This is a genomic window from Rhizobium sp. N324 (assembly GCF_001664485.1).
Lineage (GTDB): Bacteria > Pseudomonadota > Alphaproteobacteria > Rhizobiales > Rhizobiaceae > Rhizobium.
In genome coordinates, this window is sequence record NZ_CP013630.1 from 120,610 (window position 1) to 143,585 (window position 22,976).

Below are 22,976 nucleotides of genomic sequence, written 5' to 3' on the forward strand. Positions count from 1 at the left end.
TCGTTACCATAAACCCACCGGCCGGTCATCCGCCGGCGCCGGAAATAGCTTGCGCTCCGAACATAAAGTTTGGCTTTGACATGGGAAGCCACAGCGATTAAGGGGACCGGCTTATAAATTCCGATGGAACGCCGGCTTGAACGGCATTTGCCGAATCTCGGATTCGGCCATTCTCACGAGGCTTATAGTGGCGAAAGCGGAACTTGGAACCAAGCGTACCGATCCGGAAACCGGCAAGAAGTTTTATGATCTGAACCGGGATCCGATCGTTTCTCCTTATACCGGCAAGTCCTACCCCCTGTCCTTCTTCGAGGAAACGTCGGCGATATCAGATGTTGCCGAAGAAGACGAGGTTGCGGAAGTCGATACCGAAAACACCGAAGTCGAACTGGTTTCGCTTGAGGATGCCGATGACGCCGCCTCCGGCGACGACATCCCGGATATGGGCGACGACGATGTCGAAATCGAAGGCGATGACGACGACGACACCTTCCTCACACCCGACGAAGACGATGACGACGACGACATGAGCGACATCATCGGCGTGACCGGCGACGAAGACGAAGTCTGACGGCTGCATTTCGGCCCGGCGAGGAAAAAATTCTCCGGGCCGGATTTTTTAGGCTTGCTATCTCCGAAAACCGGAAGTAATAAGCCGCCACTCCGCAGGGCACGCCCTGCGAAGCATCCCAGGACCGGCCCTCAGCCGGACCACCTTGATGGGGCTATAGCTCAGCTGGGAGAGCGCTTGCATGGCATGCAAGAGGTCAGCGGTTCGATCCCGCTTAGCTCCACCACGCTTCGCCCTTACGGGCTTCGCGTGGCGCAGCCGCGGGAAACCGTTAGGCCGAAGCAGTGCCCGGCATAGCCCGAAGGGCGACGACGGGCTGAAACGCTGATGTGGTATGTCTATATTCTTCGCAGCGTCGATTTTCCCGATCAGGAATATACCGGGTCTACCGCAGATTTGAAGCAACGGCTTTCCACGCACAATGCTGGAAAATCCACTCACACTGCCAAATTTGCACCATGAAATTTGCTCTGGTATTGCGCCTTTCCTGACAAGCACAAGGCGCTTGAATTCGAAACATATCTGAAATCGCATTCCGGCAGAGCTTTTGCCGGCAAGAGACTGGTCCAGCCGAACCTGGCTTCAATTCGCCTCGCCAACCGGAAGACCGATCCCGAATAAGCGCCGGTGCACGCGAAGCCGGCGCCGGCATTCGGCGCACATCACCTCAATTCTTCGCTGCTTCGCCATCCTGCACCGGCAAACCGGCAGCCTCAATTCCCGCAAGGAACCGCTTCTGATCCTCGGTTCGCGCCAGCCGGCTGACGACCTCGCGTCTTATGTTCGGGATCAGTGCAGGCGATTCGCGCCGGATCCATTCGACCTGTTCCTGCGCCTCCTGCTGTTTTCCAAGCGCGCCAAGAATGGAGAGCAATACAAGGCGGTGCATCGGATTGTAATTGAGGTCCGACATGCGCGACCAGAGCTCCGCAGCCTGCGTGTCGCCGCGCATGAAGGCGCAGAGCGCCATCCCGACTTCGTAATATCCGCGTGGGCCGGCATTCTTGCCGACGGCCTCCGAAATCAGCATGCAGCCTTTATCCCATTCTCCCGACATCGACAGGCGCAGGCCGTATTCGCCGGCAACCTCGGTATCGTTCGGATTGCTGGCATAGGCGGCGGCGCCGGCGCTGAGAGCTGCAGCCGCATCATTGCCGAAAAAGCTGGCAAGCATCAGCGCCTGAAGGGCGCGCGCATTCTTCGGGTCGAGCTGCACCGCATGCTCGGCAAGTTCCTTGGCGATGCCGAGCGTTGCGGCCGTCGATTGCCTGTGAAGCTGGTATGAAAAGCGGAACTCGTCGAGATGCATCAACGAAAGAAGGGCGACGATGTTGGAATCGGCTGGCGTTTCCTTCACGGCCTGTTGCAGGCAGGATTTCGCCGCCTCATGCGCCTGCACGGTCATTTCGCTGCGGTAGCTGTAGTAGGACAGAACGCAGGAAAAAGCGTCCGCATTGCCGGCGATGGCGGCGGTGTCGGTCTGGAATATGACGCCGAACGGACGCGCGACCGCCGCAGCGATATCTCCGGCAAGGCTCGCCTGCGTTTTCGGGATGCCCTGCACCTTCATATCGGCATCGTAATTGTTTGCCCAAATGACCGCTGCATCCGCCCGCCGCACCAGCCTCGCTGTCGAACGCAGCCTGTTGCCTTCAAGCCTCACGCTTCCCTGCAGGGCGTAGAGCGGCTCGGACGAAGCTTTGCCGATATTATTATTCCGCGGTATGGCGGTGACGACGACGATGTCGTTGAAGCGGACCAGTTTCTCGATGACGTCGTCGGTCATGCCACGCGAAACATCGGCGGCGGGGCTGTCGTCGGAGGCACTTTCAAAACGCTCGACGATAATGGTGGGGCGATTGTCGGTTCTCGTTGTCGTCTCGCGCGCCGTATTCGGCGATCCCAACTGTTGAAGTAGCGCCGCTGCCGAGGCAAGGATGAGCATGGCACCGGCTGCCAGGAGCCAATAGAGGGACCATCGGCGCCGGTCCGGTTGCTCCAGGCCGTCCGTATCCGCAGCCGTAGTGATCTTCTCATTATCATCGCCCGGCAAGCCAGGCCGATCGGGCTGTTCGGGCGGCACCGTATCCGCGGGACCAGCACTCCGGATGACGTCGAAGACCGGCGCGTAGCCACCCTTGGGGATGGTGATGATGATTCGGTCGGCGGCGCCGGCGGTCAGGTAATAATGCTCCAGTTCCCGTCGCAGCCGGCCGGCTTCGATACGAACGCATGGATCCTGTTGTGCATCGAAATTCGCGTCTCTGCCAAACACTGCCTGCGCGATGGTAAAGGCTTTCAGATAGTCGCGACGGCCTGCGAGCGTTTCCGTGACCACGAATTCAAGAAATCGCCTCGCCCGTTCGGGCAGGCGGAACTCGCGGCTGGACAGAATGCGCTCGAGTTGCTGCTGCACCTCCTCCTGCGAGGCGGCGACCCTGTTTATGCCTGCACTCGTCATCGGTTCCCCCAGACTCCGATTGCGAACAACTTGCAGAACTCTGTCTTAAACAATAGTCCCGGCCGGTCGTAACGGCAATGCCGACCGCCGAATAACATGACCATGCTACATGAGCCCCGTGAATAGCTACATGATGGGCGTAAACCAAAACTTGCGAAATGCGAGCGTAGGATACCGTATTCTACCGGCCCCGACATGTATCTTACTGCCTTAGTCTCCAAGCGCGCTCTATCATCGGCGCGTATTCTGGAGGAGGCTGCGATGACATCACCTGAAACCGCTACACCCCACCCCATGACAAGCGCGGAGGATCTGCGCAAACGTGCTCTGGAGCTTCAGCTTGTCGAGATGGAGCGCAGCGAAAAGATCAAGGCGCGGGAAGCAAAGAAGCATGCGGAATTCGTCGAGGATTTTTTCCGCAAGCAGATTGGTGAAGCGGAACGCGCCGTCATCAAGCGGCTGGTCATGAAAGCGGCCGCAGACGGCAAATACGAGGCGCTGATCTACAGCTTTCCGTCGACGTTCTGCACGGACAGCGGCCGGGCCATCAACAACAATCTGCCCGGATGGCAGAAGACGCTGCAGGGAAAGGCGAAGGAGATTCTCGAGCTTTTCGAACAGGTCGCCAAGCCGCAGGGGTATGGGCTGAAGGCCATGATCATCAATTTCCCGGACGGCATGCCCGGCGATGTCGGCTTCTTCCTCACCTGGGAGCCGCCTGTAGACTGACCGGCGGGAAAAGCGAGAGCAGTTCCAACAAAAGCGCCTTCACACTTTTCGGCATCATGCTCTAGCCTTTTGCGTCGGGAATTACGTGAGAACAAAGAGGCGGGCATTTCCGAGCTTCGGAGAAAGACGGAAATCCTCCGGGAGAAATCAACGTGAAAGCGACCGAGATCGAGCGCAAATTTCTCGTGCGTAACGATAGCTGGCGCGCGCGCGCCGGTGTTTCGCATGTGCTGCAGCAGGGTTATTTGTCCCGCGGCGATAACCCGGTGCGTGTCCGTTTGATTGACGGTCGTTCCGCTTTGCTGACGATCAAATTCCATACGATGGGGCTTGCGAAAGACGAATATGAGTATGAGATTCCCGTCGAAGAGGCGCGAGACCTGCTTCGTCATGCGACTGGCCACGTCATTGAAAAGACCCGCTACCGGGTGCTTCACGAGGGCAGACACTGGGAAGTGGACGTCTTCGCCGGAGCCTATGAGGGATTGACGCTCGCCGAGATCGAAATGGCGAGCGAAGATGATCTGCCGGCGCTGCCGCAATGGCTCGGGCGGGAAGTCACGGGCAACAAACGCTATTCCAATCGCGCCATGGCCGCTGCCTCGTTCAAGCCGCCTCTGAATGCATCGGGGCGGATGGGGGCGGCAGCGTCGCCCCTCTGAAAAAGGGTGCAGGGCGCTGCCGGAACCTATTCGCTGACAATGGTCCAGTTGGCATCCGGATTGAATTCCTTGATCGCGGCGGCGCGCTGTTCCGTCTCAGGGCCGAGATCGCGCTGATAGATGGCGCTCCTCCCGTTGACGATAAATGTCTGCACGCCGGTCACCCGATATTTGACCGGCCAGGCGATGAGTGCGAAGCCGCCGGTCATATATCCATTGATGACGTAGCTTTGTTTGCCGCCCAGCACGTTGTCGCCCTGAGCGGTCAGGATGCGATAGCGGTATCCGAAATAACCCTCGCCGCGTTTGGCGGCGCCGAAGGCAGCCGTTTGCACTAGCGCGCTGGCCGGGCTTTCTTCCGGGTAGACGTTCGGATCCCAGTAGAGACCGTCAAGCTTGCCCGGACTGCTGATCAGTTTTTTGGCAAACTCGTAAATGCCGTCGCCGTCGCGGTCGTCGGATGCATATTGATACTGCGCCGCCACATATTCATGCATCGTGTCGATCGTCGCCAGTTCGTTCTCGCCGATGCGCCGGTTGACGATCTCCTCGAAGCCGCGTTGCGTGTCGAAGGACCATTTCCCATCCTTGTCCTGCGTCAACGGGAATGGCAGCGGCCAGAGCCGATCGCCGATCACAACGATTTTCGCAGCATCGGCGTCTTTCAGGATCATCTGCCGTTCGGCGCCTTCCCGGATCAATCCATAAGCGATCATCGCCTCATTGCTCGCGCGCAGCCTGTCTGCGTCCAGGCCGAGAAGATTCGCAAGATCGCCGATATTGTTGGCGGCAAGCACCGCTTTCAGCCGATCGAGGGCAAGAGTTGGACTGTCGAATTTCGGTGAGGATGTTGCCGCCTTGTATTCGGCGAGATCCGTCTGCCCTTGCGAAAGCGCCGGCGTCGTCGGCATCGTGACAAGCGCTGTCGCAAGCATGAGCGGGATTACGATCGATTGACGTCTCATGATGGAACTCCATGGGCTCGTAAGGGGTGTCATCGCCGTCCTCTGCCGCCACCACCGCCGCCGCGGCCGCCGCCGCCGCGAGACGGCATCGGGCGCGAGTGCTGAGCGGGACGGGCTGCCGGGCGGTGAGCGCCCATGCTTTGTGAGCCTCGTTTCGAGGCGACGGACTGCTGGCGGCCGGACTGGACATTGCCGAGTGCGCTCGACTGGCGTCCGCGATTGTCGGGTCTCGCAGCCATTTGCGGCTTGTTGGGTTTCTTGACGGATTTCTGCGCGGGTTTCGCCGAAGGGCGATTGGCCGATTGTTTCGGACGGTTCTCCGGCCGCGACGCGTTCTGCCGATTGGCCGCCGTCGGCCTGTCGGCCTGCGGTTTGGCCTTCAGCCCTTGCGCCGTGCTTTTCCGGATATCGTCCGCGCGCGCCGCCGTCGTCCGATTGCCCGGCCTTTGGCTTGCCTGCCTGTCCGCGGCCTTGTTGCGCAATTGGTTTCGATTGTCGCCCTGCAGCCCCGATTGGATCGCCGACCGGTCCAGCTTGCCGAGCTGATCCTTGCCGATGCTCAGCTTGCTACGGTCGACATTCGCCCAGTCGACGTCATTCAACTTCATTTTGCCGTTGAAGTTGCGATTGTTCAGGCAATTGTTGCAATCGATGTCGATATCGCCGTCCCAGCGGCCGCCCCAGACGCCCCAGTCGTCCCAATTGACGACGGCGGCCCAGGCAAGCCCGGTGACCGCGCCGGCAAAGAATGCGGCGCCCGGATAGTAATAACTGTCGTAATAATCCGGATAATAGGAGATCGGCTCCGCGGCATAGTCCGGCTCATAGAGCATTTCCGGCGGATATTGCGGGATATAGATCTTCTCGGGATCGGTCGGCCGGATAATGATGTTGTCGTTTTCGGTGACAACCGTCACCTTGTCATCCGTTTTGATGATGTTCTTTGCCACTGCCTCGTCGCGAAGCTGCTGGATGGCGATGAGCACGTCCTTCTGCTGATTGGCGAGCGCATCGGCGAGCGATTGCGTCCAATCGAGATCCTCGCTCATCATCTTGACGATGTCGGGATAGTTGAGCAGCGAAACGACGCTGCCGTCCCACTCGCTTTTGGGCTTGAGGTCGGCACTTTTCTTTTTCGCGTCCAGAAAGCGCTGCGCCTCGATGATCTCAAGGGGAAAGAGCGAGGCGGCCGAAATCGCCGCCACCAGTTCGTCGGGATAGAGCGCGATCCGCGCGACGAGCACTTCAAGCTCTTCTTCGGAGAGAAGGGCAGGCGCGGCCTGCTCCGCGGCTGCCGGGGCTGGCGCGACAGCCGGCGCGGGAGCCTGTGCTCGCACGGGGAAGGCCGGCTGCAGCGCAATGATCGCCAGCGCCGACAATCCACCAAGCAGTTTGCGGGAAATTGCTTTCATCGCACATGGACCTCCCTTGAATCAGTTGAATGACGAATGCGTTCACGGAGATTTGGGGCCGGTGACGGGGGACCGCCTGAGCATCACAATTTTCGATTGCGAAATCGCCTCCCGCATCTCCTTCAACAGGGCATCGACCAAGCCCGCATATTCCAGCCGCCGCGCCTCTCTCAACGTGTCGGGCAGCTGTTCGACATTCGCCAAAGCCTGCGCCGCGGCAGCGAGATCCTCGCACATGCTACGAAAGGCCTCGTTGACGTAGAATAATCGCTGCACCAGCCTCGCCTGGTCGGGGAAATAAGCCTCTGCCGTTTCAAGGGCGGACGAATATGTCGAACCACTTTCTCCCGACGCCATCTCCCGCCCCCGCCGCAGAACTGCGCTCAGCAGATGTGAAAACTATATATCAGCCGCGCTGTCTGCAGACGTAAAATACGCGATCCTACGTTGTCCGGCTCGCGAACGGCGCTTCGCACCCGGCACATGAGACGTGAGATCGGATGCGCTTGCCGAGCCGGCGTTTTTCCCTGTGCCACAGGCGATCTCGTCAGGCGGATCGTCTGCGAAGGTCTCGATAGAGATTACGCGATGCTACGGGCCTTTGTGCCGAAACGGGCCTACTATTCCGTCTTCGCTTGCGATCAGCGGCTCGGGTTTGGACCCAAGCCGGAAGGGAGGGGTCGTGTTTCTCGACTATTTTGCCTTGGGCGTCTTGGTCTTCGTGGTGGTCACGCTTTTCTATGCCGTGATTGCCATTCACGACATTCCGCATCTGATGGCCAAGGCGCGAAACCATCCCCATCAGGATGCCATCCATGTTGCGGGATGGGTCAGCCTCTTCACGCTTCATGCCATCTGGCCGTTCCTGTTCATCTGGGCGACGCTTTACCGCGAAGACCGCGGCTGGGGCATCCGGCAGGACGGAAAGCTGTCGGCGGAGGTGGAAGCGAATGCGGAAATTGCGCGTCTGCACGCCCGGATCGCCGAGCTCGAGGCACAAACGCCGCAGCCGGAGAAGGAGACCGCCTGATGGATCTGCTCCTGATATTGACCTATGCCGCGATCTGCTGGACGATCTTCAAGATATTCCGGATCCCCGTGAACCAATGGACGCTCGCGACGGCCGTCCTCGGCGGGATATTCCTTATCTCCGCCCTCCTGCTGCTGATGAGCTACAATCATCCCTATTCGAGCGACGGGCGCATCTATTTCACTTCCGCCCCCGTCATTCCCGTCGTCGGAGGCCAGGTCGTCGAGGTGCCGGTGACGCCGAATGCGCCCTTGAAGAAAGGCGACATCCTCTTTCGCATCGATCCTCGGCCGTACCAGTTTTCGGTCGATCAGAAGAAGGCCGCGCTCGCCGAAGCCGAGCAGTCCGTCCTGCAGTTGAAAGCGGCGATGGACGCTGCCGATGCGGCTGTCGTCGGCGCCGAAGCCTCCAGGGATAGGTCCTTGCAGGCTTTCGAAAAATTCCAGCAGTCGAACGAGAATGCGAAGTCGAGCGGCAGGGGTGCGGTCTTTTCCGAACTCGAGGTCGAAAACCGGCGCGGCATCTACCTGACGTCGGAGGCCACGGTCGATACGGCCCGCGCGCAGGCGACGCAGGCAAAGCTCGCCTACGAGTCCGAGATCAACGGAACGAACCCGACGGTTGCACGGCTGCAGGCCGAGTTGAACAACGCTGAGTACGAGCTGGACCAGACGGTCGTGCGGGCGCCGACCGACGGCTATGTCACCCAGGTCTTCCTCCGTCCCGGAATGATGGCCAATCCTCTGCCGCTGCGGCCGGTGATGGTCTTCATCGACAGCCAGGACCGCATGCTGGCGGCAGCCTTCATCCAGAATTCGCTGCAGCGCGTCCGCGTCGGCGACGAGGCGGAGGTCTCCTTCAAGGCGGTGCCCGGCAAGATATTCAAGGCGCGGGTGGGAGAGGTGATCGATGTCATGGCCCAGGGCCAGCTGCAGCCGAGCGGCGCGCTGATCGACCCGCAATCGCCCGAGCGCGTCTCGCCCGGACAGACGCTGGCGCGGATCGAGCTGCTCGAAAGCACCAAGGACTATCAACTGCCGGGCGGCGTGGTCGCTGATGTCGCGGTCTATACCCATCATTGGCACCACGTCGCCGTTCTGCGCAAGGTGCTGCTGCGCATGAGCAGCTGGATGAATTACGTGTTCCTCGAACACTGACGCATGTCGGCGGCAAAGGATGAAGGAGCCAGCGGTGATAGGAAGTCTTCCGATGTTGCGGGGATTGGCCGGCTTCAACAGAGACTGGCTTCGCAGTGATATTCCGGCCGGGCTGTCGATCGCCGCGGTCGGCTTGCCGAGCGCCATCGCCTATCCCGCCATCGCCGGCCTGCCGCCGGAGACGGGCATCTATGCCAGCATCGTGGCGCCGATCGCCTATGCGATCTTTGGCCCTTCCCGGATTTTGGTCGTCGGGCCCGATGCGGCGACCATGACCGTGCTGGCCGCCGCCATGGGCGCCATAATCGCCGCCGAACCTGGCACCGCAGGTGTCGACAGGATCGCCATCGCCTCGGCTCTTGCGCTTGGCGTCGGCGTCTTCTGCATCGCGGCGAAATTGCTGCGGCTCGGCGTGCTCGCAAGCTTTCTCTCCCGTCCCATTCTGGTGGGATTCTTCGCCGGCGTCTCGCTCTCCATCCTTGTCGGGCAGATCGGCCGCTTCACAGGGGTGAAGATCGAGTCCGACGGGCTGATCCCGCCGCTCGTCGAAATGCTCGCCAAGAGCAGCCTGATCCACTGGCCGTCGCTCCTCCTCGGCCTCGCCATGTTCGCCTTGTTGTGGATCGTCCGGGCCTTCCGGTTCAAGGTGCCGGGCCCCGTTCTGGTGGTCGTCCTCTCGGTGGTCCTTTCGGCGATTTTCGATTTCCAAGGCCGCGGCATCGCAGTTGTCGGCGATATCCCGAGCGGACTGCCGAGCCTGTCGCTGCCTGCACTGTATCAGATGCCTCTCGACAAGATCGTGCTCGGTTCGGCCGCGATCTTTCTGGTCAGCTTCGGCGCCGGCATTGTCGCGGCAAGGAGCTTCGGGTCGCGAACCGGAGAGGAGGTCGACGCCAATCAGGAATTGATCGGACTTGGCGCCGCCAATCTGGCGCCCGGCCTGTTCGGCTCGTTTCCGGTCAGCGTCTCGGATTCGCGAACCGCGATAAACCTGTCGACTGGCGGCGTCTCTCAGCTCGCAGGACTGGTCTCGGCCGCGACCCTCATTGCCGCGCTCGTCTTCCTTCATAGCGCGCTGCGGATCCTTCCCATTCCTGCTCTCGCCGCAATTCTCGCCACGGCGGCAATCAGCCTCATCGATATTCACGAACTGAAAAAGATCTGGCGCATCAGCCGCATGGAATTCATCTTTGCGCTGATCGCCATGTGGGGCGCCATCAGCTTCGGTGTCCTCAACGGCGTCATCGTCGCCGTTGCGGCGACGCTCGTCTATCTGCTGCGTCAGACGATGTTTCCCCGCGACGGCCTGCTTGGCCGCATCGAGGGACGGCACGGCTTTTTCGATCTTGCGCGCTTTCCCGAAGCTCGCCCCGTCGAGGGCGCGGCCGTCTTCGCCATCCAGGGCAGCATTCTGTTTTACAATGCCGATTATGTCCGCATGCGGCTGACCTCGGTCGCAAAGGCACTTCCTGCCGAAACCAGATGCCTCGTGCTCGATGCCAGCGCCGTCACCCATGTCGACAGCACCGGCGCAACTGCGCTCGACGCCGTGGCCGAGATCCTCGCAAAACGCAATATCGTCTTTGCGATAACGGATCTCAGTGAAGAAAGCCGTGGCATCCTCGACCGCGCAGGCGTCATCAAGACGATCGGCGCCCACAATCTTTTCAACGGTCGAGACGAAGCGCTGAGAGCGCTGATCGGCAGTGTTGACGAGACCGGCGCTGCTGCCTCGGCAGGCAGACTATCATAACCGCAAGGGAGGGAGAAAAATGGACGAGAATTACGAGCCCGCGCAGACGGATGGAGGGGCTGGCCGCGTCGTAAAAGACAATAAGAAGAAAAAGAAATCATGGGATTACGACAAGGAAATCGAACGGCTGCAGGTGGAGTTGGCGCATTTGCAAGCCTGGATCAAGAAAGCCGGCTCGAGGGTGGTCATCATCTTCGAGGGACGGGATGCCGCCGGCAAAGGCGGCATGATCAAGCGCATAACGGAAAGAGTCAGTCCACGGGTCTTTCGCGTCGTGGCGCTGCCGGCACCGACCGACCGGGAAAAATCCCAGATCTACATGCAGCGCTATATCGCCCATCTGCCGGCAGCCGGAGAGATCGTCATATTCGACCGCAGCTGGTACAACCGCGCCGGCGTTGATCGCGTCATGGGATTCTGCAGCGAAAAGAAAGCGCAGCGCTTTCTTGAGCTGGCGCCCCGTTTCGAGGCTGCAATCGTCGAAAGCGGCGTCATTCTGCTCAAATACTTCCTGACGGTCAGCGAGGAAGAGCAGGAACGTCGCTTCAGGCGCCGGATCGACGATCCGCGGCGACAGTGGAAGCTCAGCCCCATGGACGTCGAATCCTATCAGCGCTGGTGGGACTACACACGCGCCTATGACGAAATGCTGCGGATGACCGACAGCAACCATGCTCCGTGGTGGGTGGTGCCGTCGGATGACAAGAAGCGCGCCCGGGTCAACTGCATCTCGCACATTCTGCAATCCATTCCCTATGAACGGGTGAAGTTTGAAGCGCCCGATCTCGGCAAACGTCAGAAGCGGCCGGCGGATTTCCTGGAGGACCGTAGCGTCCGCCACGTTGTGCCGGATGCGAGGTCGTAAGACGGTCTTAGCCGGAGCATGGCGGACGGGATGCAGCGATGGAGAACACAGGCGAGACGGCGGCGCAGGGAGCCGGGTCAGGACAGAGTTCGGTAGAGGGGAGAATAAGCGACCTCGTCCGGTTGGGCATCATCGGGCTTTTCGCCTATTGGACGATCGTTCTCATCGCTCCCTTTGCGCTGATCGTCATCTGGTCGGCCATCCTGGCGGTTGCGCTTTACCCGATATTCCAGGCGCTCTGCAGGGTGCTCGGAAACAGACCCGTCATCGCGGCCATTGTCATCGTCGTCTTTTGCCTCGTGCTGATCATTGCGCCGCTGGCCCTCGTTGCGGTCAATTTTGCCGACACGGCGCAGGCTTTGATCGGCACGTTACGGGCGGGGAATTTCACGCTCCCCTCGGCGCCGGCCGCCATTCGGGAGTGGCCTGTCGTCGGCGAGCGGATCCACGACGCCTGGAATCAGATCGCAAGCGATCTGGCCGCCACCATCATCAAGCTTCAGGCGCCCATTCGTGAAGTGACGGCCGTTATCGTTGCAAAGCTTGCCTCGATCGGCGGCGGTGTGTTGAGCTTTGTCGTTTCGATCATGCTTTCGGGTGTATTTCTCACACGTTCGGCTCGCCTGGCCGCGGCCGTGCAGGTGCTGGCAAACCGGGTCGCTGGCGAAAAGGGTGTCGGCTTTGCCAGGCTGGCGGGAGCCACGGTGCGAAACGTATCGCGGGGGGTTATCGGCGTTGCCTTCCTGCAGACACTGCTCTGCGGACTATGCTTTGCTTTCTTTGGCGTCCCGGCGCGCGGGGCGCTGACCTTCGTGATCTTCATGTTTTGCCTGATGCAACTGGGGCCCGGCCTCGTGCTCCTTCCCGTCGTCATCTGGTCGTGGTTCTCGTGGTCGCCCGCCGCTGCCTTTGCCTTTACCGCCATTGCCGTGCCCATCACGCTCATCGACAACATATTGAAGCCCCTGCTGATGGCGCGGGGCCTTTCGACCCCGATGCCAGTCATCCTGATCGGCGTCATCGGCGGCACACTTTCCCATGGGCTGCTGGGCTTATTTCTGGGGCCGGTCGTGCTCAGCGTCTTCTACGAGCTGCTGAGAGCCTGGGCCTGGCCTTCGGTCGCGACCGGCTCGGACAATAACCTCGCCACGCTCGATGCCCTGCCTGAACGGATGGAACACAGGCAATGACAGCTCTCCCGACGTCGCCGAAATTCTCCCGCTTCTCGCCATGGTCAGGCCAGCCCGGCGGGGTTCACCGGTCCTTGCAGTAGACGACAACCTCCTGCTCGATTTCGCGGCAGAGTTGTTCATACTCACTGATCAGCACCTCTTCCCTCGGGCTCCTATTTCGGAACCGCTCCAGCGCATCGACGGCAAGATCATAGGATTCGAACATTTCCGCGAGCGCCTCGCTGGTGATGCTCGCCAGCAGATGCCGAATATCGGGAAGTCGCAACATCAATTTTCTGCGGCCGCGTTCTTGGCTCATGGATTAGCTCCGCATTCAAGGCGCCCCTGCAATGGATACGAAGTCACCAAGCCATCGGATCGTTCCCGGGAATCACGAATAAATGTGCGGATTTGGAATCCGGCCACCCGAAACCCACAATCCGACGGGCCTAATAGCTAGCTGCTGCCGTCTCGGTCCGTTGCGTTCAGGGCCTTTACGGTGATGGCTGCAATGACGCCGGTCAGCACGATCCCTGCAAAACCGATGAGCAAGGCGAGTATTCGTGCCGAAACATGTTTGGGCGTGAAGTCGCCGTAACCGATGGTCAGGCCCGTCACGAAGGTAAAATAAAGCGCTTCATCGATCCGCCAGTCCTCGATGCGCCAAATCGCAAGGCCGGATGCCACCATGATCGACACGATGCCGGAAAGGATCGGCCAGATGACGCGGAGCTGCCTTGCGAGAGCGATGAAGAACAGCCGCCGCATTTTTTGCGTTTGCGGTTCGCCGCCTGAGGGCTCCGCTTTCGGAACGCCGGATGTCATCGCACTGCCGGAGGCAGGACGTACAGCGTTATCGCAAAAATCATATAGACCATCAGCACCAGGACACCGACAAACCATGCCGATCGTCCGCTGTTGGTTACAAACATCGCAGTCACTGTCGCAAGGAACATCATCGTCACGGCGCCCGGCCAGAATTGCAGATCCATCGGTGACGGGCCGATCACGTAACTCATCAGGACCAGGACCGGAGCGACGAACAAGGCGATCTGGGACGCGCTCCCGAGCGCGATGCCGACGCTCAGATCGAGTCGGTTCTTGCGCGCCCCGGAAAAGGCCGAGGCCATTTCGGCCGCGCCGCCGACCAGTGCGACGACGATGAAACCGACAAAGGCCGGCGTCATTCCGAAGGCTTCGGCCGCTTCCTGCACGGATTCGACGAAAATCTCGCTCACCAGCGCCACCAGGACGGTGACGCCCGCAAGGGTACTGAGAGCAAGGCTGATCGGCCACGGCTCTTCGCCGGTCTCGGCATGTTCCGCCGAAGAGAAAAACTCCCGATGAGTCCGAAGCGTGAAAAACAGCCCCAGCCCATATCCGATGATCAGAAGGGCAGCCAGGCTGAGGCTGAGTGTTTGGGTGACTGGTGCGACGGATGCCGCGTCCAATTCGCCAAGCGCCGATGGCATCAGAAGGGCGATCGTGGCCAGGAAAAGCAGGCCGGCCTGAAGACGGGCGCTCGCCCGGTTGAATTCCTGAATGTGGTATTTCAACCCGCCAAGCAGAAACGAAGCGCCCAGCATGAACAGCGTGTTGGTGACGATCGCTCCGGCGATGGATGCCTTAACCAGCGTATATTGGCCGGCCTGCAAGGCGGCCAGCGCGATGACCAGTTCGGTCAGATTGCCGAGGGTCGCATTCAGCAGCCCGCCCGCGGCGTCACCAGTCTTGGCGGCAACGGATTCCGTCGCATGACTAAGCAAAGCGGCCAGCGGCACGATCGCCAGCACCGACAGGACGAAAAGCGCCGTGTGGGCTTCGGGCAAGAGCGCCGCAGCCAAGAATACCACCGGTACGGCGGCCAGCAGCCAGAGTATCGGGCTATCGCGAATCTGTTTGAAAAGCAGGCTCAACCTTCACTCCCCGTGATCACCTGGATGGATTAAACCCTTGCCCGTCATCGCAATGTCGGCAGTGATGATTCTCACATTCCTTATTCTGTGCGCCGCCTCACTCCGGAAGCGCCGTCTGCTGGAAGAAGGTGACGACCGCCTCGTCAGGCGGGCCAAACCAAGTTGTGAAGAACGCCCGGAAATCCGGTGCCGCATAGGCTTGGCTCAATGCGCGATCGACGGCCAGGCGAAAATCCTCGTCTCCGCGCACGAGTTCGAGGCCAAGCGGTTCGTAGGTGAAATGACGCTCGAGGACGATGAGATTGCCGGAGCTGTCGCTGCGGGCGGCGGCATCCATCAGGATTGGCATGTCGCCGAAGAGCACCGCCGAGCTGCCGTCCAGAACACGCTCGATCCCCTGTTGATAGTTGGTCACGGGCGTCGCCGTCGCCGCGAGCTGGAAGGTCTTGATCTTGTTGGACAGCCAGCCCTCGCTTGTCGAGCCCGCGATCGACGAGAACGTCTTATGTTCGAGGATCGTGCGGGCCGGTGCTCCGCGCCAGACGGGCCGGTTCGATGGTTCGCCATATTGCAGAACCTCGCGCAATGCAAAGGGGGCGCTCGCGCTGAGCAGCGCCCCGGTGCCGCTCGGGAAGATCGGCAGCGAGAACGACACTTGCTGCCGGCGGCCGAGCGTGACCGGCTCCGCGGCGCAGACAAGGTCCGCCATGCCGTCCTGTATGGCGCGCAGCTTGGAGTCACCCGAAAGGGGAACCCATTCCACATCGAGCTTCGGCAGGTTCAACTGCGCTCTCAGGCTATCGGCGATCCTGTTGCAGAGCGCCACCGCATAGCCGTCGGGCTTGCCTTGGGCATCGAACGAAAACGGCCTTGCTTCCGGATCGTAGCCGAATTTCAGCGCGCTGCTCGTCCGGACGCGGTCGAGCGTCTGTGCCTGCGCGGGCAGCGCGGCGGCGCAGACGGCCGCTGCGGCGAGGACAGAGGCGGCGATTGCCGCCCGGCGACCATTTCTCTCTGACATATCTGGTCCTCCCTGTGTTACTCGGCCGGCGCCCGGTTCACGCCGTTGGCGAAACGCGGGGCGATGAGCCCGTAAATGATGAAACCGATCCCTGTGACGATCATGCCGCCGAGCACCGCATCCTTGCCGGAGGCGTAGATGGCGAAAACGCTGTAGGCCATGCCGACCATGGCGATGACGGCGTTCAGCCGGTATTTCGCCTGCGGCACGCGGGCAGCCTTCATCATCACGAACAGCGAAGAGAGCGCGATGATATAGGGCAGCACGTTTGTCACCACGGCGAGATTGACGAGAGCGGAAAACTGCTCGCTCAAGGTCGGCGAAATGGTCATCAGCGCAAGCCCGGTCTGCACGATGCCGAGGATGATCATGCCGCTGACCGGTGCTCCCATCTCGTTGACCCGGGAAAATATCGACGGAAACATCTTCTCCTCGGCTGCAGTCTTCGCCGTCTGGGCGATCGTGAACTGCCAGCCCAGCAGCGAGCCGAGGCAGGCAAGCACCGCCAGCGCCATGACGATCGAACCGATGGTCGGATTGAACATCGTCGCATAGGCCAAGGCGAACGGCCCCGTGGAGGTGGCGAGATCGGCATTGGGCACGATGCCCTGAATGACAGTGGTCGACAGGATGTAGATGACGGCCGCGCCGAGCGTGCCGAACATGCAGGCGAGGGGCACGTCACGTTTCGGATTTTCGACGGCATCCGAATTCTGTGCGGCCGACTCCATGCCGAGGAAGGCCCAGAGCGTCAGCGAAATGCTCGACCCCATGCCTTGGGCCAGCGTCAGCCCTGTCGGATTCCAGGCAGCGCCGAAGGTGCTTGAGCTGAACCAGAGCCAGCCGATGAGCGACAGCAGCCCGACCGGAAGGATGACGCCCCACACGGTAATCGAACCGATGCGCCCGGTAATGCGCGGGCCGCCGAAATTGGCGGCCGTGGTCAGCCACAGCAGGATGATCAGCGCCACGCAGGTCATGATCGGGGTTGATGTCAGCACCGGAAAAAATCCGGCAAGATAGCCGACGGCGGAGATGCCGATCGCGACATTGCCGACGGCAAGCGAAAGGAAATACAGGAAGAACACCATGAAGTAGCCGTCTTTGCCGTAGGCATCCTCCGCATAGGCGGACATGCCGCCGGGACGCTGATTGAACAGCCCGGCCTGGGCGAAGCCATAGGCGATCGCCATCGACCCGATGGCGGTCACGAGCCAGGAAAGCAGCGAGATCGCACCCACCTGGGCCATGTTGGCGGGCAGCATGATGATGCCCGACCCCATCATGTTGACGGCGACGATGAAGGTGAGCTGCACCAGGTTCATCTTTTTCTTGGTCGTGGCCTCGGCCGCGAGATGCATTGTGTTGTCGGTCATGACGAAAACCCTCCCTGCGTCTACTCGCGCACGACATATGTGTGGAATTTGATCCGCCCCTCGATCCTTTCCTGGAACACACCCTGGACCTCGTAGTTGAAGCCCGGAAACCGGTTGAACGACTCTTCGAAGGCCAGGAAATAATCCCGCATCGGGCGTGCCCTCTCGTCCCAGCGCTCGCCGGGAACGATCACGCCGATGCCCGGCGGATAGATCAGCGCCAGCGTTGCCGAAATGCGGCCGGCGGCCTGCGTCAGCGGCATATAGTCGACATTGTTGGCGACCAGCGCTTCATAGGCCTGCTTGGGAGCAATGGCCGGTTCCGGGAAGCTCTCGGAGCGGAAGCAGAGGCGCTGCAGTTCCTTCACGCCGGCATCGCGATAGAAGGCGTGCATCTCATGGCAGACCTGCCGGACCGTATAACCGGCATAGCGCTCGCGATTGGCCGCATACACCGTCGGCAACACTTCCTGCAGCGGCGCATCGCGGTCCCAGAGGTTCTTGAACTTGACGAGCTTGGCGATGAGCGTGTTCAGTTTACTCTCGTCCTCGGCCGGCGTCAGCAGGAAGAGCAGGCTGTTCAGGTCGCATTTTTCCGCCACCACCCGCTGCTCGCGCAGATAGTTGGCGACGACAGTCGCCGGGATGCCGAATTCGCGATAGCCGCCGGTCTTGCGGTCGATGCCGGGTGTCAGTATGGCCAGTTTGTTGGGGTCGACCATGGTGTAACCTGGTGCATACCCGGCATAGCCGTGCCACTTTGCCTGTGGATCGAACTGCCAGCATTGCTGCTCGCGTTTGAGCACATCCGTCGGAATATCCTCCCACCGCATGCCTTCGAGGTCGTTGGTATGTTTGGAGCCCGAAACGGTGACCTTGTCCGGCACGAAGGGATCGAAGAACCATTGTTCTTCCGGGCTTGTGGCTTTGGTCTCGTAATGATCCACGAAACCGCGCAACTTCTTGCGCACCTCGATCCCGAGCTCGATGCAGCGGTCCCAGAGCATCTCGCCAGCCTTGCCCTCATGCACCTTGGCATTGACATCGAGCGAGGCGAATAGCGGATAGAACGGAGAGGTCGAAACATGCATCAGCAGCGATTCATTGAAGCGCTTGTGTTCGACGAACCGACGCTGGCCGCTGATATGGTCGTCTCGCTTGTGGATCTGCGACGCCTGGGAAAAGCCGGCGCCCTGCTTGTGCACCGACTGGGTTGAAAACAGGCCCGGCATGTCGGCCCGCAGGTCCTTGAGACGCATCGGGCTGCGGCCTTCGAAGAGCGGGTGGAAGGCATTGTAGCCGATCCAGGCCTCGTCCCAGAGGACGTAGTCGCAGAGATGGCCGATCTTCTCCATGACCTGGCTGACATTATAGATCGTGCCGTCATAGGTCGCGAGCTGGATGCAGGCGAGACGGAAGGGCCGGTCTGCCTTCGCACGGCTCTTGTCGGTGACGAGCGGATGTTCCTCGATCCTTCGCCGCAGCCAGCTTTCATCCCACGCCGCCCAGTCCACCGCGCCGATCATGCCGAAAGAATTGCGGGCCGTCGGCAGATAGATCGGGATGGCGCCCGCCTGAACGAGAGCGCCCTGATGCAGGGATTTATGGTTGTTGCGGTCGAAGAGCACGAGATCGCCGCTGTGCAGCACCGCATTGGCAACCACCTTGTTGGAGGTGCTTGTTCCGTTGAGAATGAAATAGGTGCGGTCCGCGCCGAAGATGCGCGCCGCCTGTTTCTGGGCTTCGACGGCTGGACCTTCGTGGATCAGGAGGTCGCCGAGATCGACATCCGCGTTGCAGAGGTCGTTGCGGAAAATGCTCTCGCGGAAATATTTGAAGAACAGCTGGCCGGCCGGCGACTTCCGATAGAACTGGCCGCCCTGATGGCCGGGGCAGTCGAAGGCGATATTCGCCTCGCCGTCATAGGCCATCATGCCGCCGAAGAACGGCGGCAGCAGTGACTTGCCGTAATTGACCGCGCTGGAGACGATCTGCTTGGCATAGAAGGTCGGCGTCTGCTGGCCGAGGTAAACGAAGCCGTCGACCTCGCCGGCCATTTCGACGACGTCCATATCCTTGATGGTCAGCGTATCGGCCATTGCCCAGATCGGTGTACGGAAGCCGATATCCCTGACCGAGCGAAGGAAGCTGCGAGCCGCCGACAGATGGCCGCCTTCGACCGAGCCGATATAGGCGCCGACATCGGCATCCTCTGAGACATCGGCGGAATAGTCGCCACGCAGTTCCACCTCGAAGCCCTGGTCGACGATCTGTGACACCAGTGCCTGAGCCTGAGAGTTGTCGCGGTCGATGATTGCCACGATCTTCAGCATCTTGTGGAAGGGTATGGCGACCGTCGGAGACTTCACATCACGCGGGATCATTCCTGCTCCTCCCCTGCAATGCAATCGACGAGGTAGCGGCGTCCGCCATCACCGGGCGCGAAGCGAAGGCCGTGAATATCCGTTTCGAAACCGGGGAATTTGCGGTCGAAGTCACGAGCATAGAGCAGGTAGGCCTGGATGGACTTCGTCGATTGCGTGATCCGCTCGCCCGGCATGATCAGCGGAATGCCCGGCGGATAGGGAACGATCATCACGGCGAGGATGCGGTTCATCAGATCGTCGATCTCGATGCTCTCGATCTTGCCCTTGACCAGCCGGTCATAGGCATCGGCGGGACGCAGCGCCATCTCAGGCAGCACCGTGTACATCTCGCGCTGCGCCTTCGGCACGTCGTCCTTGCGGTAGATCGCATGGATCTTCTCGCAGAGATCTCTCAATCCCACGCCCGCATAGGCTTCCGGATGGGCTGCGGCGAGGGCCGGCAGCGCCCGTGTCAGTGGTGCATTGGCGTCGTAAAGATCCTTGAAATTGATGAGCTCGGTGACGAGCGTGCTCCACTTGCCGCGGGTAATGCCCATCGAGAAGAGCACAAGGAAGGAATAGAGCCCGGTCTTTTCGATCTCGATGCGCCGGGAGGAGAGGAACTTGGTGATGACCGCCGCCGGTATCCCGTGCTCGTCCATCGCTCCGCTGGCCGAAAGGCCGGGTGAAAGGATGGTGACCTTGATCGGGTCGACCATGACATGATTTTCGGCAAGCCCGGCAAAACCATGCCAGGCATCGCCAGGCTTCAGCACCCAGTCGGCATGGGTGTCGCTCGGCGTCTGCTCGGCAACCGTCGGCTCCCAGACGTCGAACCACCAACTGCCCTCGGTCTGTTTTCTCACGTTGTTCATCGCCCGGCGGAAGCTGATCGCCTCGTCGATCGTCTCCTGCACCAGCGCCCGCCCGGCCGGCTGCTCCATCATGGCAGCCGCGACATCGCAGGAGGCGATGATGCCGTATTGCGGCGAGGTCGAGGTGTGCATCATGAAGGCTTCGTTAAAGCGTGTGATGTCGAGCCGCCTGGTCTCGGCATGCTGGATGTGGATCATCGACGCCTGCGAAAGGGCGGCAAGCAGCTTGTGCGTCGAGTGCGTGGCAAAGGTAATGGCGTTTTGCGATCGTGCGGGCTGGTTCGACGAGATGCCGTGGAAACCATCATAAAATTCGTGGAAGTTGGCGTAGGCATACCAGGCTTCGTCGAAATGCAGCACCTCGACGGCGTCGCCGAGCGACGCCTTGATCGCATCGACATTGTAGCAAAGCCCGTCATAGGTCGAATTGGTGATGACCATCAGCCGGACCTTGCCGCTCGTCTGTCCGGCAAAGGGGCTGGCGGCAATCTTGCGGGCGATCGATTCAGGCGTGAACTGATCCTTCGAGATCGGACCGATAATGCCGAGCCCGTTGCGCGAAGGGATGAGATAGATCGGGGTGGCGCCCGTCATGATCAGCGAGTGCAGGATGGACTTGTGGCAGTTGCGATCGCAGAGCACGAGATCGCCGCGTCCGACCATGCCGTGCCAGACGATCTTGTTGGCCGTCGACGTGCCGCCGACGACGAACAGCGTCTCGTCGGTGCCGAAGATGCGGGCCGCGTTGCGTTCGCCCTCGGCGATCGGCCCGACATGATCCAGCAGCGAGCCGACGCTGCCGACCGATACGGAGATGTCGGACCGCAGCGTGTTTTCGCCGAAGAACGTATAGAAGAGCTGGCCGACCGGGCTCTTGCGGAAGGCGGTACCGCCGCCGTGGCCGGGCGTGTGCCAGGAATAGGCGCCCTCAAGCGTGTAGTCCATCAGCGCCTTGAACATCGGCGGCGGCAGCCGGTCAAGATAGTTGCGGGCGGCCTGCGCGATGGCGCGGGCCATGAATTCTGCCGTATCCTCGAACAGCCGGAAGAAGGCGTTGGCGTGGCGCAGCACCGTGGCGGGAACGTCCTCGGCGGTCGTATCGTCGCCGAAGAGGAAAATCGGCAGGCGGTCGTTCCTCTGCCGCTTTGCGGCCAGGACCTCTCCCAGGACCTGCCAGCGCGTGGTTCTGTCCTCGCTTCCGTCGACGGAGACCAGCCAGCAGGATTCGGTGTTGAAGATATGCACGAGGCGCCGCGCATCCTCGTAGGAAACGCCGGAGACGATCCGGAAGCCTTCCTTCTCGATTGCAGCCGCCAGATCGCGCATGCCGCGTCCGGCAGCACTCCTGCCGTCAAAATCCTCGTCGATAACGGCTATCGGAAATGCCATCTGGAATTCCATGCGTTCCTCCAGAAACCGAGGGTCAAAGGCCGTGGCCGCCTTGCAGCGACGCGCGTCTCAGCTGGAGGGATCGTACAGGACGGGTGGCGCACCGTCGTTGATTGCAATCAACGTGAGGCCAAGCATTTCGGTGTCAGCGGGAATGCCGACGCCGGCTTATTCCGCCCATTCCAAATCGGCGGTGAAGGCAATCGTCAGCCAGCGATTGGCGCTCTCATCTCCGATCGCATCGCCTATCTCGTCTCTGAGCGCGTCCCATGCCTCCACGGTCTTCGGAGGAAGCCCTTCGGGCACGATGAAATAGAGCTCGATCTGCATGGCGCGGCCGACCCGGGCAACATAGGCGCGGTGCGAGAGAAAGCCGAGACGGCGAACCGTTTCGGAAGCAACGCGGTCGACATGCTCCTGAAGATCGACGGGAGCGATCAGCAGGATTTCGCTCAGCGCCTTCCAGACGGTGCCGATCGGAAGCGGGATCATAACCAGGCAGACCAACGCCAGAACCGCCGGGTCCATATAGCCGGCAATCCAGGCGGCCGGCGTCGCCTCTACGGCCATGCCGATGAGGAAGGCAATGAGCAGGGCAAGCGCGATGCCGCCGGACATGATCCAGGCCTTGATGTCGAGCGAGATGAAATCGGATTTGATGCGGGCGTTCAGCCTGATGCCGAGGAAAGCCATGGCGGCACAGACAAGCAGGGTCGCGGCGGAATAAGCCACCGCCATGCCGAACTGCAATTCATGGCCCCCGCTGAGGATGCTGATGATCGCGCTGATCAGCGCATAGAAGGCGACCGTCATCAGCAGGCAGCCATTGAGCATCAGCACGATGGGCTCCAGATGCCAGAAACCCATGGTAAAACGGTTTCGGATCCTGCCCGACCGGGCGTCGTTCTGCGTCGATTTTATGATCAGGCCGGAAACCCAGAGCGCCAACCCCGTCATCGCTGCATCCGCCAGCGAATAAACGCCGTCGAAAGCGATGGAGAACGATCCGGAAAGAATGCCGAATACGACGCCGAGCGTAGCGACCACCACCGTCGCCGCGATCGAGATCCTGAGAAATCCCTGCTCGCCAATCATCATCCCCCACCTCCGGTACCGTCATTCCAATCGTTTTATGCTGATTGTGAAGGCGAGACGAGGTGGGAACGGGTCGTCTGATTTTTAACTCTTGCCAGCCGTAGTCGCCCACGGCAGGCGGACGCCGGTCCTATCAGGCGAGGAGGCCCCGCGGCCTGCCT

At 60.8% G+C, this 22,976-nt stretch carries 20 protein-coding genes, 1 tRNA gene and 1 pseudogene; 10 read left to right on the top strand and 12 right to left on the bottom strand.

What is annotated here, in order from left to right; all coding sequences use genetic code 11:
- Positions 1-187 precede the first annotated feature (187 nt).
- From AMK05_RS00530 to AMK05_RS00540, 3 genes and pseudogenes are all read left to right on the top strand, one after another.
- Entirely contained in the window at positions 188-571 is a 384-nt protein-coding gene (locus tag AMK05_RS00530; protein WP_064841223.1) for a TIGR02300 family protein, read from the top strand.
- 150 nt (positions 572-721) lie between these two features.
- Positions 722-797, top strand: a tRNA-Ala gene (locus tag AMK05_RS00535).
- A 101-nt stretch (positions 798-898) separates the two neighbouring features.
- A pseudogene (locus tag AMK05_RS00540) lies at positions 899-1,192 on the top strand (GIY-YIG nuclease family protein).
- Between the two features lie 46 nt (positions 1,193-1,238).
- Here the strand turns inward: AMK05_RS00540 and AMK05_RS00545 are convergent.
- A complete protein-coding gene (locus AMK05_RS00545; protein ID WP_064835588.1) occupies positions 1,239-3,032 on the bottom strand; it encodes a hypothetical protein in 1,794 nt (597 codons plus the stop codon).
- Between the two features lie 261 nt (positions 3,033-3,293).
- On the opposite strand from AMK05_RS00545, the gene AMK05_RS00550 reads away from it, so the two are divergent.
- Complete coding sequence (locus tag AMK05_RS00550; RefSeq protein ID WP_064835590.1) at positions 3,294-3,761, top strand: hypothetical protein; 468 nt, start codon at positions 3,294-3,296, stop codon at positions 3,759-3,761.
- Between the two features lie 152 nt (positions 3,762-3,913).
- Positions 3,914-4,423, top strand: coding sequence for a CYTH domain-containing protein (locus AMK05_RS00555; protein ID WP_064835592.1), 510 nt, complete (start codon positions 3,914-3,916; stop codon positions 4,421-4,423).
- 26 nt (positions 4,424-4,449) lie between these two features.
- On the opposite strand, the gene AMK05_RS00560 is transcribed toward AMK05_RS00555, so the two are convergent.
- From AMK05_RS00560 to AMK05_RS00570, 3 genes are read right to left on the bottom strand one after another with little or no spacing between them, the layout of a single operon-like run.
- On the bottom strand, positions 4,450-5,388 hold the full coding sequence (locus AMK05_RS00560) for a DUF2950 family protein (RefSeq protein ID WP_064835594.1): 939 nt from the start codon (positions 5,386-5,388) through the stop codon (positions 4,450-4,452).
- A 29-nt stretch (positions 5,389-5,417) separates the two neighbouring features.
- A complete protein-coding gene (locus tag AMK05_RS00565) occupies positions 5,418-6,800 on the bottom strand; it encodes a DUF3300 domain-containing protein (RefSeq protein WP_064835596.1) in 1,383 nt (460 codons plus the stop codon).
- Positions 6,801-6,842: 42 nt separating this feature from the next.
- Positions 6,843-7,157: a hypothetical protein gene (locus AMK05_RS00570; protein ID WP_064835598.1), complete on the bottom strand. Its 315-nt coding sequence runs from the start codon at positions 7,155-7,157 to the stop codon at positions 6,843-6,845.
- A gap of 325 nt (positions 7,158-7,482) precedes the next feature.
- Here AMK05_RS00570 and AMK05_RS00575 point away from each other — a divergent pair, with 325 nt between their 5' ends.
- The 5 genes from AMK05_RS00575 to AMK05_RS00595 are packed head-to-tail and all read left to right on the top strand — an operon-like array spanning position 7,483 to position 12,795.
- Positions 7,483-7,830, top strand: a complete 348-nt coding sequence (locus AMK05_RS00575) for a DUF3302 domain-containing protein (protein WP_064835600.1) — start codon at positions 7,483-7,485, stop codon at positions 7,828-7,830.
- Positions 7,830-8,987 (top strand): HlyD family secretion protein, encoded by a 1,158-nt coding sequence (locus tag AMK05_RS00580; RefSeq protein ID WP_064835602.1) that lies wholly within the window; start codon positions 7,830-7,832, stop codon positions 8,985-8,987. Before AMK05_RS00575 ends, AMK05_RS00580 begins: the two co-directional genes overlap by 1 nt.
- Positions 8,988-9,039: 52 nt before the next feature.
- Positions 9,040-10,740, top strand: a complete 1,701-nt coding sequence (locus tag AMK05_RS00585) for a SulP family inorganic anion transporter (protein WP_237352156.1) — start codon at positions 9,040-9,042, stop codon at positions 10,738-10,740.
- Between the two features lie 19 nt (positions 10,741-10,759).
- A complete protein-coding gene (ppk2, locus tag AMK05_RS00590; RefSeq protein ID WP_064835604.1) occupies positions 10,760-11,605 on the top strand; it encodes a polyphosphate kinase 2 in 846 nt (281 codons plus the stop codon).
- A gap of 38 nt (positions 11,606-11,643) precedes the next feature.
- On the top strand, positions 11,644-12,795 hold the full coding sequence (locus tag AMK05_RS00595) for an AI-2E family transporter (RefSeq protein ID WP_064835606.1): 1,152 nt from the start codon (positions 11,644-11,646) through the stop codon (positions 12,793-12,795).
- 64 nt (positions 12,796-12,859) lie between these two features.
- Here the strand turns inward: AMK05_RS00595 and AMK05_RS00600 are convergent, their stop codons facing one another.
- The 8 genes from AMK05_RS00600 to AMK05_RS00635 all read right to left on the bottom strand — a co-directional run bounded on the left by AMK05_RS00600 (position 12,860) and on the right by AMK05_RS00635 (position 22,815).
- Entirely contained in the window at positions 12,860-13,096 is a 237-nt protein-coding gene (locus tag AMK05_RS00600; RefSeq protein ID WP_064835608.1) for a hypothetical protein, read from the bottom strand.
- Positions 13,097-13,233: 137 nt separating this feature from the next.
- Entirely contained in the window at positions 13,234-13,602 is a 369-nt protein-coding gene (locus tag AMK05_RS00605; protein WP_064835610.1) for a potassium channel family protein, read from the bottom strand.
- Positions 13,599-14,693, bottom strand: coding sequence for a calcium/proton exchanger (cax, locus tag AMK05_RS00610; protein WP_064835612.1), 1,095 nt, complete (start codon positions 14,691-14,693; stop codon positions 13,599-13,601). Before cax ends, AMK05_RS00605 begins: the two co-directional genes overlap by 4 nt.
- A gap of 97 nt (positions 14,694-14,790) precedes the next feature.
- Entirely contained in the window at positions 14,791-15,714 is a 924-nt protein-coding gene (locus AMK05_RS00615) for an amino acid ABC transporter substrate-binding protein (RefSeq protein WP_082935603.1), read from the bottom strand.
- A gap of 17 nt (positions 15,715-15,731) precedes the next feature.
- Positions 15,732-17,090 (bottom strand): putrescine-ornithine antiporter, encoded by a 1,359-nt coding sequence (potE, locus tag AMK05_RS00620; protein WP_064835614.1) that lies wholly within the window; start codon positions 17,088-17,090, stop codon positions 15,732-15,734.
- Positions 17,091-17,110: 20 nt separating this feature from the next.
- Entirely contained in the window at positions 17,111-19,474 is a 2,364-nt protein-coding gene (gene speC, locus AMK05_RS00625) for an ornithine decarboxylase (RefSeq protein WP_064835616.1), read from the bottom strand.
- Entirely contained in the window at positions 19,471-21,732 is a 2,262-nt protein-coding gene (locus AMK05_RS00630) for an Orn/Lys/Arg decarboxylase N-terminal domain-containing protein (RefSeq protein WP_064835619.1), read from the bottom strand. Before AMK05_RS00630 ends, speC begins: the two co-directional genes overlap by 4 nt.
- Positions 21,733-21,888: 156 nt before the next feature.
- Complete coding sequence (locus AMK05_RS00635) at positions 21,889-22,815, bottom strand: cation diffusion facilitator family transporter (protein WP_064841226.1); 927 nt, start codon at positions 22,813-22,815, stop codon at positions 21,889-21,891.
- Positions 22,816-22,976: the final 161 nt, after the last annotated feature.

Coding starts and splice junctions, on each gene's coding strand:
- AMK05_RS00545 (WP_064835588.1), bottom strand. CDS start 3,032: ATGACGAGTGCAGGCATAAACAGGGTCGCCGCCTCGCAGGAGGAGGTG.
- AMK05_RS00550 (WP_064835590.1), top strand. CDS start 3,294: ATGACATCACCTGAAACCGCTACACCCCACCCCATGACAAGCGCGGAG.
- AMK05_RS00560 (WP_064835594.1), bottom strand. CDS start 5,388: ATGAGACGTCAATCGATCGTAATCCCGCTCATGCTTGCGACAGCGCTT.
- AMK05_RS00565 (WP_064835596.1), bottom strand. CDS start 6,800: ATGAAAGCAATTTCCCGCAAACTGCTTGGTGGATTGTCGGCGCTGGCG.
- AMK05_RS00570 (WP_064835598.1), bottom strand. CDS start 7,157: ATGGCGTCGGGAGAAAGTGGTTCGACATATTCGTCCGCCCTTGAAACG.
- AMK05_RS00580 (WP_064835602.1), top strand. CDS start 7,830: ATGGATCTGCTCCTGATATTGACCTATGCCGCGATCTGCTGGACGATC.
- AMK05_RS00585 (WP_237352156.1), top strand. CDS start 9,040: ATGTTGCGGGGATTGGCCGGCTTCAACAGAGACTGGCTTCGCAGTGAT.
- ppk2 (WP_064835604.1), top strand. CDS start 10,760: ATGGACGAGAATTACGAGCCCGCGCAGACGGATGGAGGGGCTGGCCGC.
- AMK05_RS00595 (WP_064835606.1), top strand. CDS start 11,644: ATGGAGAACACAGGCGAGACGGCGGCGCAGGGAGCCGGGTCAGGACAG.
- AMK05_RS00600 (WP_064835608.1), bottom strand. CDS start 13,096: ATGAGCCAAGAACGCGGCCGCAGAAAATTGATGTTGCGACTTCCCGAT.
- AMK05_RS00605 (WP_064835610.1), bottom strand. CDS start 13,602: ATGACATCCGGCGTTCCGAAAGCGGAGCCCTCAGGCGGCGAACCGCAA.
- AMK05_RS00615 (WP_082935603.1), bottom strand. CDS start 15,714: ATGTCAGAGAGAAATGGTCGCCGGGCGGCAATCGCCGCCTCTGTCCTC.
- potE (WP_064835614.1), bottom strand. CDS start 17,090: ATGACCGACAACACAATGCATCTCGCGGCCGAGGCCACGACCAAGAAA.
- speC (WP_064835616.1), bottom strand. CDS start 19,474: ATGATCCCGCGTGATGTGAAGTCTCCGACGGTCGCCATACCCTTCCAC.
- AMK05_RS00630 (WP_064835619.1), bottom strand. CDS start 21,732: ATGGAATTCCAGATGGCATTTCCGATAGCCGTTATCGACGAGGATTTT.
- AMK05_RS00635 (WP_064841226.1), bottom strand. CDS start 22,815: ATGATTGGCGAGCAGGGATTTCTCAGGATCTCGATCGCGGCGACGGTG.